Raw genomic sequence first — 14,709 nt, forward strand, 5'->3', positions numbered from 1 at the left:
GCGGCGACTGCGGCTGCGCGGTGCTGGGCCCGCCACCGGCGACCGAACGCTACGAGCCCACCGCGCGACAACGTGCCTTCGTCGCAACCAGGGATCGGCGCTGCCGCTTCCCGAACTGCGGTCAACGCGTGGGCTGGGCCGACCTCGACCACGTCATCCCACACGCCTGCGGCGGCGAGACCGACTGTGCCAACCTCTGCTGCCTGTGCCGCTCCCACCACCGCCTGAAGACCCACGCCCCCGGCTGGCGGTTCGAGATGGATCCCGACGGAACCCTGCGGGTCACCACGCCATCTGGGGTCACCCGCACCACCCGACCACCCGGACTGCGACCACCACCCGAACCACCCGGCAGACCCGAACCGGCCAGCGGCCCCGAACCACCACCCGACGACCCCGCCGACGACCCACCGCCGTTCTGAGTGCCGTTCTGAGTGCCGCGCTACTGAGTCGACACAGGGGAACGTCGCCATGTCCGCATGTTGATGCGTCGACGAGCGGGCACGGCGGCTTGTCGACACATCCCCTCGTCGACACATCCCCTCGTCGACACCAGGGACGCGGGAAGTGACGGCCCGGGTGGGGAGTCGACCGAGCGAGCTGGTGGCTCAGCCGACGGCGACCTCGACCCGGCCCTCCCGCACCCGCACCGGGTAGGCCGGGATGGACACCGCGGGGTCGTCCAGGCACTGGCCGGTGCGCAGGTCGAACACCTGCTTGTACATCGGCGACGCCACGGTGGGTGCCTCGCCGCGGGTGCCGACGATGCCCCGGGCCAGCACGTGCGCACCGCTGAACGGGTCCCGGTGGCCCACCGCGTGCAGGCTGCCGTCGAAGAGCAGGAACACGGCCACCTGGACACCGTCCACCAGCGCGGCCACGCCGCGCTCGGGCAGCAGGTCGTCGAACGCGCAGATCGCCGTCCAGCCGGTCGCGGTCGCTGACGCGTCGGTGGGCGCGGCCGGTCGCTCGAGGCTCGCGGTCATCGGGGGAGCACCTCCAGGCGGGGCCCGGCCACCAGCACGGCACCGGGGCGGTCGTTGTCGGCATCGGTGGCCGGGCGTGGCTGGCCGCGCTCGACCACGTAGGCCAGTGACGGGTCGGGGGAGTCGGGCGCGTTGACGAAGGCGGCGAACCGGCGCAGCTTCTCCGGGTCCTCCAGCGTCGCCCGCCACTCGTCGGTGTAGCCCTCGACGTGGGCGGCCATCGCCGCGTCCAGGTCGGCGGCGATGCCCAGCGAGTCCTCCAGCACGACGGCGCGCACGTGGTCCAGCCCGCCCTCGATCTCCTCCAGCCACGGCGCGGTGCGCTGCAGCCGGTCGGCGGTGCGCACGTAGTAGACGAGGAACCGGTCGATGGTGCGCACCAGCGTCTCGGTGTCCAGGTCCTCGGCCAGCAGCTGCGCGTGCCGCGGGGTGAACCCGCCGTTGCCGCCGACGTAGACGTTCCACCCCTTGTCGGTGGCGATCACCCCGACGTCCTTGCCGCGCGCCTCGGCGCACTCCCGCGCGCACCCGGAGACGCCCAGCTTGATCTTGTGCGGCGAGCGCAGGCCGCGGTACCGCAGCTCCAGCGCCACCGCGAGCGCGACGGAGTCCTGCACGCCGTACCGGCACCAGGTCGAGCCGACGCAGGACTTCACCGTGCGCAGCGACTTGCCGTAGGCGTGCCCGGACTCGAACCCGGCGGCCACCAGCCGCTCCCAGATGGCCGGCAGCAGCTCCATCCGGGCGCCGAACAGGTCGATCCGCTGCCCACCGGTGATCTTGGTGTAGAGCCCGAAGTCGCGGGCCACCTCACCGATCGCGATCAGCCCCTCGGGGGTCACCTCACCGCCCGGGATCCGCGGCACCACCGAGTAGGTGCCGTCCTTCTGGATGTTGGCCATCACGTGGTCGTTGGTGTCCTGCAGCGTGGCCCGCTCGCCCTCCAGCACGTGGCCGGAGTCGAGGCTGGCCAGGATCGAGGCGACCACCGGCTTGCAGATGTCGCACCCGCGGCCGCGGCCGTGCCGGGCGACCAGCTCGCTGAAGCTGGTGATGCCGGTGACCCGCACGACGTCGAACAGCTGCGCGCGGCTGACGTCGAAGTGCTCGCACAGCGCCCGGCTGACGCTGACCCCGGCGGCCTCCAGCTCGCTGGTGACCAGCCGCTTCACCAGCGGCAGGCAGGAGCCGCAGCTGGTGCCCGCCTTCGTGCACGCCTTGACCGCGCCCAGGTCGGTGCAGTCACCGCACCGAACCGCATCCCGGATCGTGCCCGCGGACACGTTGTTGCAGGAACACACCGCAGCGTCGTCGGGCAGCTCGGCCGAGGCCGGCCCGCCCTCCGCGCCCTCGGGCAGCAACCACGCAGCCGGGTCACCGCCGAGCTCCCGGCCGACCAGCGGCCGCAGCCCGGCGTAGGCACCGGCGTCGCCGACCAGGATGCCGCCCAGCAGCGTGCGGGCGTCGTCGGACAGGACCAGCTTCTTGTAGACCCCGGCGACCGGGTCGCCGTAGACCACCGACAGCGCGCCCGGGGTGGTGCCGAAGGCGTCGCCGAAGCTGGCGACGTCGACCCCGAGCAGCTTCAGCTTGGTCGACAGGTCGGCGCCCGGGAACTCCGCCGCGCCACCGAGCAGCCGGTCGGCGACAACCTCGGCCATCGTGTACCCCGGCGCCACCAGGCCGTAGGTGCGCCCGTCGACGGCCGCGACCTCGCCGATCGCGAACACCGTCGGGTCCTCGCTGCGGCAGCTCGCGTCGACCAGCACCCCGCCGCGCGGGCCGACCGGCAGGCCGGCGGCGCGGGCCAGCTCGTCGCGGGGGCGGACGCCGGCGGCGAACACCACCACGTCGACGTCCAGCTGCCCGAGCCCCGTGGCCGAGCCCTCCGCGGCGTGCATCCGGCCCACCCGGCCGTCCTTCCCCGCGGTGAGCTTCGCCGTCGCCGTGCCGGCGTGCACCCGCACGCCGAGCGCGCCCACCAGCCGGGCGAGCGCCTCGCCACCGCCGTCGTCGACCTGCAACGGCATCAGCCGGGGCGCGAACTCGACCACCGAGGCGTCCACGCCGAGCGCGGTGAGCGCGCCGGCGGCCTCCAGCCCGAGCAGCCCACCACCGACGACGACGCCGGTGACCGGCCGGGGCAGGTCCCGCTGGCGGTCGGTCACGTACTGCCGCAGCGCGGCGACGTCGTCGATGGTGCGGTAGACGAAGCAACCGGCGAGGTCGCGCCCCTCCACCGGCGGCACGAACGCCGAGGAGCCGGTGGCCAGCACCAGCGCGTCGTAGCGGAACTCCCGGCCCGCGGCCGTGGTGACCCGCTGCGCGGCGCGGTCGACGGCGGTGACCTGCTCACCGCGGCGCAGAGTGACCCCGGGGGTCTCCCACAGCTCGGGCTGGCCCAGCGAGAGGTCCTCGGGGTCGCGGCCGGAGAAGTAGGAGGTCAGCGCCACCCGGTCGTAGGGAGCGCGGGGCTCCTCGGCGAGCACGGTCACCTGCCAGCCGCCGTCGGCGACGCCGCCCCGGTCGACCAGCGCCTCCACCAGCCGGTGGGCGACCATGCCCCCGCCGACGACGACCAGCTGCCTGGGGGGTGCGATCGGCATGGGTCGGGTGCTCCTTCGCGGCGGTGTGGGCGCCAGGGAGGCGCCTCGTGGTGCTCCGCGAAGGTATGGACGGCGTGTTTCCCGGAGCCGCCGCCGGCGTTACGCGTCGGCTAGCTCGGCTGCACAGCCGCCCGGAGGGAGGTGTGAGGTGCGGTCAGGTCGCCGCGGCGAGGCGGGCGAAGCCCTGCTCCAGCGACACCCGGGGCCGCCAGCCCAGCGCCGCGCGGGTGCGCCGCTGGTCGAACCAGTGCGCAGTGGCCAGCTGCTCGGCGAGGAAACGGGTCAGCGGGGGAGTGTCGCGGCGGCCGGTCGCCCGCCAGACGCCCTCGACGGCGGCACCGGCGGCCCAGGCCAGCGGGAACGGCACGCGCCGGGACGGGCCGGGCACGCCGGCTGCCCGGCACAACCGGTGGAGCACCTCGGCGACCGGCCGGGGCTCGCCGTTGGAGACCACCAGCGCCTCCCCGTGCACCGGCCCGCAGGCGTCGACCGCGGCGACCAGCGCCTCGGCCGCGTTGTCCACGTAGGTGGTGTCGATCAGCCCCGCACCCGTACCGATCACCGGCAGCCGGCCGGCGCGGGCCCGGGCGACGATCCGTTCGACCAGCTGCGGGTCGCCCGGGCCCCACACCAGGTGCGGGCGGACGACGAGCACCGCCAGCGCGGCGGAGTCGGCCGCCAGCGCCTCCCGCTCGGCCAGCGCCTTGGAGCGGGCGTAGGCGCCACGGGCCCGCGCGGGGTCGGCCGGCCCAGCACCCGCACCGGCCAGCGCCGCACCGGCGTGCGCCACCGACGGCGAGGACACGTGCACCAGCCGCGCCACCCCGCCGGCGCGGCAGGCGTCGACCACCGAGCGGGTGCCCTCGACGTTGGCCCGCTGGTACTCGGCCCAGGGCCCGACGACGTCGACCTTCGCGGCCAGGTGCACCACCGCGTCGTGCCCGGCGACCGCGCGGGCCACCGCCGCTCGGTCGGCGACGTCGGCGAGCACCTCCGCGCACGGCAGCCCCGCGGGGCGCCGCTGCAGCACGGTCACGTCGTCGCCGCGCGCGGCCAGCGCGGTGGCGGTGGCCCGGCCGAGCATCCCGCTGGCGCCGGTGACCAGCACCCTCACCGGCGCAGCCCGGTGCGCGAGCCGGCGAGCAGCCGGGCGGCCTGCCGGGCGACGGCGGCCCGGTCGATCTTGGACTGGTGCCGGATGTCGACCGGGAGCCGGCCGGCGGCCAGCACCGCGGCGACCGGCACCCCGGCCCGCGCCCGGACGGCGTCGGCCAGCTCGTCCGCCGCCAGCCGCAGCGCTGGCCGCCGTCCGCTGCCGCCCTCGGCGGGCACCACGACGACCACCAGGGCCTGGGTGCCGGCCGGGCCGACCCCGACGGCGGCGGCCGCGGCGACCGCGGGCAGCTGCTCCACCCGCTGCTCGACGCCGACCGGGGTGACCGGGCCGGCGGGCGTGGTGACCACGTGCGGCAGCCGGCCCTCCACCCACAACCGGCCGTCGGCGTCCAGGTGCCCGACGTCGCCGGTGCGGTGCCAGCCGGCGTCGCGGGAGGACAGCCGCTCGGTGATCCACAGCGCGTCGTAGCGGTCCTTGACGTGCGCGCCCCGCACGCAGATCTCGCCGGTGACGCCGGGCGCGGTGCTCAGCTGCCCGACCGCGGCCCCGGTGTCGTCCAGCGGGCTGACGCGCACCTCCACTCCGGGCAGCGGGCGGCCGACGCAGACGCCGTCCGGCGTGCCGCCCACCTCCTGCTCGGCGGCCTCGATCTCGGCCAGCGAGATGTCGGTGACCGGCAGCGCCTCGGTCATCCCGTACGGGGTGTGCGCCTCCGCGGCCGGCAGCACCGTCCGCAGCGCGCGCAGCAGCGACGCCGGCACCGGTGCACCGGCCGACATCACCAGCCGCACCCCGCCCAGCGCGCCCCGCTGGGCGTCGGTGAGCTGATCCGCGGTGGCCACCACCCGGCGCAGCGCCGCCGGCGCGGCGAACAGCACGGTGGCGTGGACGGCGGCGACGGCGTCGGCGAGGGCGGGCGCGGTGAGCGTGCCCGGCGCGGTGACGTCGATGTCGGGCACCGCCGAGCCGATGCCCAGCGCCGGGCTGAGGATGGCGAACGGCGCGAAGGCGGCGACGAACCGGTCGTCCGCGGTCAGCCCGTAGGCCTCCCGCACCAGCGCGATCTGCGCGACGACCTGGGACTGGGTGTAGACCACGCCCTTCGCCGGTCCGGTGGCGCCGGAGGTGAACAGCACCGCCCGGTCGTCGTCGGGCGAGGACTCGTCGGCGACCGGCCCGGCGGCGCGGCCGAGCTGCTCGAGCTCGGCGAGATCGTGCGCGACCCCGAGCGCGCGGCGGGCGGCGGCAGGCAGCCGGCCGGCGAGGAACCGCAGCCCGGGCAGGCCCATGGCGCGCGCCGCGGCCAGCCCCTGCGCGCTGCCGATGACCGCATCGACCGACGCGCCGCGCAGCGCCCGCCGCATCCCGGGCAGGCCCAGGCCCCGGTCGACGACGACGATCGCGCCGCCGGCCCGCCAGACCGCGTAGACCGACGCGGTGAGGTCGGCGGAGGGCTCCACCAGCAGCGCGACCCGCTGGCCCGGCCGCAGTCCCGCGGCGCGGAGCCCGGCGGCGAGCTCCTCCACCCGGCGGTGCAGACCGGCCCAGCTGACCATGCCGCCGGTGACCCAGCCGCCGTCGTCGGCGCTGCCGCCCCCGACCGTGCTGCCACCGACCGTGACGACGGCGGGGCTGTCGTCGCCGGCCCGCTCGGTCAGCGCCGACCACGGCCGCCGGTCGGCCGTGACAGCCGGCCGGGCCGGCGCGGGGGAGGGCGGCGCGTCGAGGTCGGCGACGAACTGGGCGACCGCCGCGGCGTACCGGGGCGCGTCCTCGGGGAGCAGGTGGGAGGCGCCCTCGAACCGGTGCACCTCCGCGTGCGGCAGCCGGGAGCGCAGGTCGGTCAGGTACCGCTCGCCGAACACCGGGTCGCGCGGGCCCCACATCAGCAGCGCGGGCACGTCGAGCTCGCGGATGCCCTCGGCGATCGCCTCCTGGTCCGGGCGCGACGGGTGGCCGGCGGCGAACGGGATGTCGGCGACGAAGTCACCGACCGAGCCCCGGCGGCCCGCACCCCGGTACGGCGCGGCGAAGGCGTTCCGCACCGCCGCCGGCAGCGGCGGCCAGGACAGCGCCGTCGTCGCGCGGACGAACAGCGGCGTGCCGACGGTGACCGCGCCGCGCACCCCGGGCAGGTGGGCCGCCCGGATCAGCGCCGGCCCGGTGTCGCCCTCGGGCATGGCCACCGCGGTGTTGGTCAGCACCACGCCGCGCAGCTGGTCGCGGTGGGCCAGCGCCCAGCCCAGGGAGAGGATGCCGCCCCAGTCGTGGCCGACGGTGACCACCGGGCCGCTCACGCCCAGCGCGGTGGTGAGGTCACCGAGGTCGGCGACCCGCTGCGCGAGCGAGCGGGGGGCGGTGAGCCGCGCGGAGAACCCCATGCCCAGGTGGTCGGGGGCGACGACGCGCCAGCCGGGCGGGGCGGCGGCCAGCAGCCGCCGCCACAGGTAGGACCAGGTCGGGTTGCCGTGGACGCACAGCAGCGTGCCCACCGGCTCCCGGACGCCGTTGTCCAGCACGTGCCACTCGTGCTTCACGCCGGTGGCGTCGGCGACGGTGACCCGCCGGGACCAGGCCGGGTCGAGCCCGGGCAGGGCCGGCGGCAGGTCGGTCGCGGCGGAGGGGGGCGCCTGTTCCAGCGGTGGGGTCACCAGGCGATCTCGAGGCAGGAGGCGTTCAGGCCCGAGCCGATCCCCATCAGCAGCACCCGGTCGCCGTCGACCAGCGAGTCGGCGTCCGTGGCCAGGGTGAACGGCACCGACGCCGGGCCGAGGTTGCCCCGGGTCGGGAAGGTCTGCGGCACCCGGGCGGGGTCGACGCCGAAGCGCTCGCACATCGCCGCGGTGTGCACCTTGGAGACCTGGTGCATGACGTAGCGGTCCATGCCCTGCTGCCAGTCGAACTCCCCGGCCGCCTCGTCCCACATGTCGGCCGAGAGCGCGATCCCGGCGTCCAGCAGGCCCTTGAGGTCGGTGTCCATCTGGTCGTTGTCGCCGGTGCAGAGCTCGTGGTGCTCGGTGCCCGCCCGGCTCACCGAGCCGACCACCCGGTGGCCCTCCGGGTGCCGGTCGCTGCGGCCCAGCACCATCGCCGCCGCGCCGGAGCCCAGCGTCAGGGTGGCGAACTGGTCCATGACGTCGCGGGAGCGGGTGCCCGGGCCCTGCAGCCGCTCGATGGTGCGCTCCTGCACCTTCTGGGAGTCCTCGCCGTTGACGATCAGCGCGTACTCGATGAACCCGGAGTCGATCATCGCCGCGGCCAGCTCGATGCCGTTGACGAAGCCGAGGCAGGCGTTGGTGATGTCGAAGTTCTTGCACGAGCGGGGCAGGTCGAGCGCGTGGTGCACGGCGACCGCGGTGGAGGGCTCGAGGTGCTGACGGCTGACCGAGGTGTTGACCATCAGCCCGATCGCCGCCGGGTCGACGCCGCTCTCGCTGATCGCCTTGGCCCCGGCCATGGCCGCACCGTCGACGAAGGTGACGCCGTCGGCCCACCACCGGCGCTCGCGGATCCCGGCCAGCCGCTCCAGCAGCCCGGGTCGCAGCCGGACCCGCTGGTAGGTCTCCAGCAGCTGCTCGTCGATCGCGTCGGAGGTGACCACCTGGGTCGCGTCGGCCGTCTGCACGGTCAGCACGCTCGTGTTGGTGAACCGGTGGGTGGCATTGCCGCTCATGGGCGGGCTCCAGTCCTGAGGAGGGCTGACTCCTGGTGTCTCTCCGCCCTGTTCGGCTCCAGTTCTACCCCCGTCAGCCCGCGGTATTCGCTGGCGCCCCCTGCGACGGGGAGCACGGTGGGTGACGGGGAGCACAGCAGGTGTGGACCGCACCCGCCGGGGCACCGGCGTGCGGTGGGCACCCGAGGCGGCGAGCGGCTGCGGTTCGACGGTTGGATCCTCGGCACCGGCACGACCTCCGGCACGCGCCTGGTGGTCGGCCACTGGCCCCGCTCGCCGCTGGGCCCGGTCTCCGACGTGATGGTGGAACGGCCCGACGGCCACCGGATCCTGCTGGCGCAGAGCGCCGAGCTGGCCGAGTTCGTCGCGGCCACCTACACCTTCGACGAGGTGCGGGTGGTCGACGTCACCGTGCGGCGCCCGGACCCGGCCACCTGGGAGGTGTCCGCCGGGCCGCTCGACCTGGAGCTGCGCACCGGCCGCCGGCCCGCCCTGGGCCGGCTGCTCCGCGCGGTGCCGCCGCCGCTGGCCCGCACCCCGGGCTGGGTGCGCCTGCTCGACCTGCCGGCCCGGGTGCTGACCGGGCTGCGCACCACCGGTTCGGCCGGCAACGGGCGCACCGAGTGGTACGGCGTGCAGGACCTGCACGCCGTCGCCGCCGTCCGGGCGTCCTGGGACGGCGTCCCGCTGGGCGGGCTCGCGCCGGTGCGGCCGCCGGTCGCCTTCGGCTTCGGCTCGGTGCCACCGGACCCCTCGGTCGTCCGGGTGACGACGACGATCGCCGTCCCGTGATGCTCGTCGCCCTGGGCAGCGGACCGCGGCGGCCGGGGGGACGATCGCCCGCGGGGCCGGGAGCGGCGTCCGCACCCGAGCAGGCCCGTACGCCAGCAGTGGAGGAGCGCAGGTGACCGACGCAGCCGTCGACCGTGCCGGGCAGCGTCCGGCCGAGCCGCCGGAGGGCGCCGACCCGAATCGCTGGCACGCGCTGTGGGTGACCCTCGTCGTCGGGTTCATGACCCTGCTCGACGTGAGCATCGTCTCGGTCGCGCTACCCTCCCTGCAGTCCGACCTGGGCGCCACGGCATCGACCGTGCAGTGGGTGGTCTCCGGCTACGCGCTGACCTTCGGGCTGGCGCTCGTGCCCGCGGGCCGGCTGGGCGACGCGTTCGGCCGGCGCCGGATGTTCCTCATCGGCCTGGTCGCCTTCGTGGTGTGCAGCGCGGCGGCCGGCGCGGCGCCCGACGTCGAGCTGCTGATCACCGCCCGGTTGCTGCAGGGCGTCGCCGCCGGCTGCCTGGCGCCGCAGAACTCCGCGCTGATCCAGCAGCTGTTCCGCGGCCCGGAGCGGGGCCGGGCCTTCGGCTTCTTCGGTGCCACCGTCGGCATCTCCACCGCCGTCGGCCCGGTGATCGGCGGGGCGCTGCTGGCGCTGGCGTCCGGCCCGGGCGGCTGGCGGTGGATCTTCTACGTCAACGTGCCCATCGGCGTGGTCGCCTTCGTGCTCGCCGTCCGGCTGCTGCCCCGCCCGACCAGCCGCGGGCACGGCCGGATCGACGTCGTCGGCGTGGGGCTGCTCGGTGCCGGTGCCCTGGCCCTGCTGCTGCCGCTGGTGGAGGCGGAGTCCGGCGGGCTGACCCGGTTGTGGTGGCTCTTCCCGCTCGGCCTGGCGCTGGTGGTGCTCTTCGTGCTGTGGGAGCGCCGCGTCGTGCGCGGCGGTGGCGAGCCGGTCTTCGACCCGCGGCTGGTCACCGCCACCCGCGGCTACGCCCCCGGGGTCGCGCTGGGCACCGTGTACTTCGTCGGCTTCAGCGGCATCTGGCTGGTGTTCGCGCTGTTCTTCCAGACCGGCCTGGGCTGGACGCCGCTGCAGTCGGGCCTGGCGGTCACGCCGTTCGCGATCGGCTCGGCGTCCGCCGCGGTGGTGGCCGGCCGGCTGGTGGCGCGCTACGGCCGGGCGCTGACGGTGTTCGGGCTCAGCGGCGTCGCCCTCGGGCTCACCGGGACGGCGGCGGTGCTGCTGTTCGCCCCGCCCGGCGTCAGCGGCTGGGCGACCGCCCCGACGCTGCTGCTGGCCGGCATCGGCGGCGGCTTCGTCATCTCGCCGAACGTCACCCTCACCCTGCGCGACGTGCCGGTGCGGATGGCCGGCTCGGCCGGCGGTGGCCTGCAGACCTTCCAGCGTTTCGGCGGCGCGATCGGCACCGCGGCGCTCCCCGGGTTGTTCTACCTGGTGCTCGGCTCCACCGACCAGGACTACCAGCGGGCCGTGGCGGCGGCGCTGGGCGTCGCCGTCGTGGGGGCGCTCGCCGCGCTGGTGATCGGCTTCCTGGACTGGCGGCACGACCGGCGCGACGAGGGCCGGGAGGCGGCCCGGGCCGCCGCCGAGCGCCGGCCCGACGGCAAGGCCCCCGGGGACGACGGCAAGGCCCCCGACCAGGGTCCCGAGGCGGTGGACGAGTACGGCCGGGTGCACGCCCACGGCCATGCCACGCACGGCTGAGCCACCCACGGCCGGGCGACGCACGGCTGAGCCACCCACGGCTGGCCGGTGCCTGCGCTGCGTGATCGCCGCGCGGGGACACACCGGTCGGCCGCACCGCCCGCGTGGACGTCGCGACGGGCCGACCCTGGGATGGGCGACGTCGTCCCCCGATCCCGGAGGTCCCCGTGCCCGTCGTCCCGTCGCAGCCGCGCCCACGTCCGGCCGTCCGAGCGTGACCGTCCGCCGCAGCTCCGGGCTGCTGCGCCCGGCCGTCGTGCTGGCGGCCGCCGGCCTCCTCGGTCTCGCCGTCCCCCCGGCGCAGGCGCAGGAGCCGGTGGCACCCGTGGTGGCCCCGGAGGCGGTCGAGGGACCGGCCCGCCACGTCGGCCAGGCGGTCTGCGACCCGATCGCCCGGCCGGGCGCGGTGGCCCTCGCGCGCCTCGTCCTCGACACCTACGGCACGGGCGTCAACGGCGGCATCGTCCGCGACTGCGCCGCCGGGGGCCGGAGCGAGCACAAGGAGGGCCGGGCCTGGGACTGGCTGGTCCGCGCCGACCAGCCGGCGGAACGGGCCGCGGCCGAGGAGTTCCTGGGCTGGCTGACCGCCGCCGGACCGGACGGGGCGCCCGGGTACCAGGCCCGGCGCCTGGGGGTCATGTACGTGATCTGGGCCGAGCGCGTCTGGTCGCCCGACCGTGGCTGGCAGCCCTACGGCGGCGCCGATCCGCACACCGGGCACGTGCACGTCTCGCTGTCCTGGAGCGGCGCGCTCGGGGTGACCTCGTTCTGGACCGGGACGGCGGCCGGGGTGCACCACGACTCCTGCGACGCGGCGGCGGCCGAGGCCGGTGCGCCGGGGCCCTGCCCACCGCCGGGCGCACCGCCGGCGGACGCACCGCCGCCGGAGTCGCCCCCCGTCGCGGACACGGTGCCCACCGACGAGCACACCGTCGCGGCCGGGGACACCCTCGGGCAGTTGGCGCTCGACCGGGGGACGACGGTCGAGGACCTGGTCGCCCGCAACGGCCTGACCAGCACGGTGATCATGGCGGGCCAGGTGCTCGCGGTCCCCTCGTCCGCCGCACCGGCGCCCGAGCCGCCCCCGGCGCCCGAGGAGGCCCCGGAGCCCCCGGCGCCCGCGACCGTGGCGCACACCGTCGTCCCCGGGGACACGTTGTGGGACCTCGCGCGCGGCTCCGGTACGACCGTCGCCGACCTGGTGGCGCGCAACGGCCTGGGGAGCACCCTGCTCACCATCGGGCAACCGCTCCAGCTGCCGACCACCTGAGGCGCGCGCTCCGGCGAGCGTGACGCCGCGTAGTCCGGTGGCTCCGTACCGCGCGAGGCACGCAGTCCTCCGGCGTGTCCCAGTTCACCCATCACGCCGAGTTCACCTCGGCTCCACCCGAGTCCCCCCGGATCTCCCCGGCCGCTTCCTAGCGTCCGGACCTGTCCGTCACGAGACCGGGGAGAACCACCTTGACCGATGTCCAGCGGCCTCGCGGCCGTCGCCTGCTGCCCTTCCTCGACGAGGTGCGGCACGGCAGCCGCAGTCACACGACCTGCTACTACAAGTGCGGCAACGCCTGCGACGCGGCGGTGCCCAACCAGACGGACAACCCGACGTTCCAGAGCGTCGTCGAGTCCGCGTTCAGCCGCCGCGCGATGCTCAAGGGGGCCGGTGTCGGCGCGCTGCTGGTGGTGGCCTCGCCGCTGCAGCCGGCGCTGGCCGGCAACCGGCGGATGCCCGGCGCCGGTGACTGGCAGCCACCGGCCGACGGGTCGCTGACCTTCGAGCCGGTGGAGCAGAACCTGCTCGACGAGCTGGTGACCGCCGCCGGCTACGAGTACTCGGTGGTCATGCGCTGGGGCGACCCGGTCGTGTGGGACGCCCCGGACTTCGACGTCGACGCCCAGACGCCCGAGGCCCAGGCCAAGCAGTTCGGCTACAACTGCGACTACATCGGCTGGCTGCCCCTCGGCCGGGACGACCGTCGGGCGCTGCTCGTGGTCAACCACGAGTACACCAACGAGCAGCTGATGTTCGCCGGCGTCGCCGACGAGGCGGCACCCACCACCGACGAGCAGAAGCGCATCGCGATGATGGCGCACGGCATCTCGGTGGTCGAGGTGGCCCGGGACGGCGACTCGGGCAACTGGCTGCCCGACCGGTGGGGCAAGCGCAACCGCCGCATCACGGCGATGACCCCGATCGAGCTGACCGGGCCGGTCGCCGGCTCGGAGTACGTGCGGACCACGGCGGACCCGGAAGGACGCACCGTCCTGGGGACGCTGAACAACTGCGCGGGTGGGGAGACCCCCTGGGGCACGACCCTGCACGGCGAGGAGAACTTCAACCAGTACTTCGGTACGACGGCGCCGATCGCGGAGGACCCGCGGGAGCTCCAGCTGGGCCGCTACGGCGTCAGCGCCGAGGACGCCCCGGTGCGCGGCTGGGAGAAGATCGACCCGCGGTTCGACCTGGCGAAGGAGCCGAACGAGGTGCACCGCTTCGGCTGGGTGGTCGAGCTCGACCCCTACGACCCGACCTCGACCCCGAAGAAGCGCACGGCGATGGGGCGGTTCAAGCACGAGGGGGCCAACGTGCAGATCGCCGAGGACGGGCGCGTCGTCGCCTACTCCGGCGACGACGAGCGGTTCGACTACATCTACAAGTTCGTGTCGAAGAAGCGCTACCAGCCCGGTGACGACCACGCCTCGCGTGCGCACAACCTGACGCTGCTGGAGGAGGGCGACCTGTACGTCGCGCGCTTCACCGGCGACTCGCCGCCGGAGCAGATCGACGGCCTCGCCTCGGTGCCGGCCGACGGCGAGTTCGACGGCACCGGCCAGTGGATCCCGCTGGTGAAGGACGGGCAGTCGATGATCCCGGGCAAGTCGGTGCCCTGGGTGCTCACCTTCACCCGGCTGGCCGCCGACCGGCTGGGCAAGCAGCTGGACGCCAACGGCGACTTCCCCGACCCCGCCGCCCCGGTGGTGGTCGACCCGTCGAAGGTGCCCACCCAGATGGACCGGCCCGAGGACATCCAGGTCAACCCGGTCAACGGCCGGGTCTACGCGGCGCTGACGAACAACTCGCGGCGGGAGGTCGCCGACGAGCCGAACCCGGTGGCCCGGTCGTTCGCCTTCGACCTCGAGGACGGCACGTACGAGGAGCGCGCCGGCAACCGCAACGGGCACGTGCTGGAGTGGCTGGAGACCGACGGGATCGCCGGGGACGACTTCTACTGGCGGGTGTTCATCGTGGCCGGTGACCCGGAGACCCCGGGGACCTACTTCGCGGGCTTCGACCCCGGCGAGGTCAGCGCCCTGTCCTGCCCGGACAACCTGGAGTTCGACCCGGCCGGGAACCTGTGGATCTCCACCGACGGGAACGTGCTGTCCACGCGGAACCGCGAGGCCGGCACCTTCGCCGGGACGAACGACGGGCTGTTCGCGGTGCCGACGGCGGGGCCGGAGCGCGGTCACCTGAAGGCCTTCCTGACCGTGCCGTTCGGCGCGGAGTGCAGCGGCCCGCAGATCCCGCCGGACGGGCGGTCGGTGTTCGTCTCGGTGCAGCACCCGGGGGAGACCACCGGTTCGACCCGGGAGTCCCCGTCGAGCACCTGGCCCGACCTCCTGCCCGAGCGCGGCTTCCCCCGGCCCAGCGTCGCCGTGGTCTACCGCACCGACGGCGGCCGGGTCGGCAGCTGACCGACGCCCCGGGGGGGGGGGGGGGGGGGGGGGGGGGGGGGGGGGGGGGGGGGGGGGGGGGGGGGGGGGGGGGGGGGGGGGGGGGGGGGGGGGGGGGGGGGGGGGGGGGGGGGGGGGGGGGGGGGGGGGGG

The 14,709-nt window shown here is 75.8% G+C and carries 10 protein-coding genes; 5 read left to right on the top strand and 5 right to left on the bottom strand.

Annotation, left to right across the window (positions count from 1 at the left end):
- Positions 1 to 422 (top strand): HNH endonuclease signature motif containing protein (locus ACI79U_RS20585; protein ID WP_457072111.1); only part of this gene is annotated, 422 nt, incomplete at its 5' end.
- A gap of 186 nt (positions 423 to 608) precedes the next feature.
- Here the strand turns inward: ACI79U_RS20585 and nirD are convergent.
- The 5 genes from nirD to ACI79U_RS20610 form a co-directional block, all read right to left on the bottom strand.
- A complete protein-coding gene (gene nirD, locus ACI79U_RS20590) occupies positions 609 to 986 on the bottom strand; it encodes a nitrite reductase small subunit NirD (RefSeq protein ID WP_457072114.1) in 378 nt (125 codons plus the stop codon).
- Positions 983 to 3,592: a nitrite reductase large subunit NirB gene (gene nirB, locus ACI79U_RS20595; RefSeq protein ID WP_457072116.1), complete on the bottom strand. Its 2,610-nt coding sequence runs from the start codon at positions 3,590 to 3,592 to the stop codon at positions 983 to 985. The genes nirD and nirB overlap by 4 nt, the downstream gene beginning before the upstream one ends.
- Before the next feature lie 154 nt (positions 3,593 to 3,746).
- Positions 3,747 to 4,706 carry an NAD-dependent epimerase/dehydratase family protein gene (locus tag ACI79U_RS20600; protein ID WP_457072118.1) on the bottom strand — a complete coding sequence of 320 codons (960 nt, stop codon included), beginning with the start codon at positions 4,704 to 4,706 and terminating at the stop codon, positions 3,747 to 3,749.
- On the bottom strand, positions 4,703 to 7,360 hold the full coding sequence (locus ACI79U_RS20605; protein WP_457072120.1) for an alpha/beta fold hydrolase: 2,658 nt from the start codon (positions 7,358 to 7,360) through the stop codon (positions 4,703 to 4,705). The genes ACI79U_RS20600 and ACI79U_RS20605 overlap by 4 nt, the downstream gene beginning before the upstream one ends.
- On the bottom strand, positions 7,357 to 8,382 hold the full coding sequence (locus ACI79U_RS20610; RefSeq protein WP_457072121.1) for a 3-oxoacyl-ACP synthase III: 1,026 nt from the start codon (positions 8,380 to 8,382) through the stop codon (positions 7,357 to 7,359). The genes ACI79U_RS20605 and ACI79U_RS20610 overlap by 4 nt, the downstream gene beginning before the upstream one ends.
- A 174-nt stretch (positions 8,383 to 8,556) precedes the next feature.
- On the opposite strand from ACI79U_RS20610, the gene ACI79U_RS20615 reads away from it, so the two are divergent.
- The 4 genes from ACI79U_RS20615 to ACI79U_RS20630 all read left to right on the top strand — a co-directional run bounded on the left by ACI79U_RS20615 (position 8,557) and on the right by ACI79U_RS20630 (position 14,578).
- On the top strand, positions 8,557 to 9,174 hold the full coding sequence (locus ACI79U_RS20615; RefSeq protein WP_457072123.1) for a hypothetical protein: 618 nt from the start codon (positions 8,557 to 8,559) through the stop codon (positions 9,172 to 9,174).
- A 112-nt stretch (positions 9,175 to 9,286) separates the two neighbouring features.
- Positions 9,287 to 10,882 (top strand): MFS transporter, encoded by a 1,596-nt coding sequence (locus tag ACI79U_RS20620; protein WP_457072125.1) that lies wholly within the window; start codon positions 9,287 to 9,289, stop codon positions 10,880 to 10,882.
- Between the two features lie 214 nt (positions 10,883 to 11,096).
- Positions 11,097 to 12,152: a LysM peptidoglycan-binding domain-containing protein gene (locus ACI79U_RS20625; protein ID WP_457072127.1), complete on the top strand. Its 1,056-nt coding sequence runs from the start codon at positions 11,097 to 11,099 to the stop codon at positions 12,150 to 12,152.
- A 191-nt stretch (positions 12,153 to 12,343) separates the two neighbouring features.
- On the top strand, positions 12,344 to 14,578 hold the full coding sequence (locus ACI79U_RS20630) for a PhoX family protein (protein ID WP_457072129.1): 2,235 nt from the start codon (positions 12,344 to 12,346) through the stop codon (positions 14,576 to 14,578).
- Positions 14,579 to 14,709 lie beyond the last annotated feature (131 nt).

This window comes from Modestobacter sp. SYSU DS0904, from assembly GCF_054051115.1.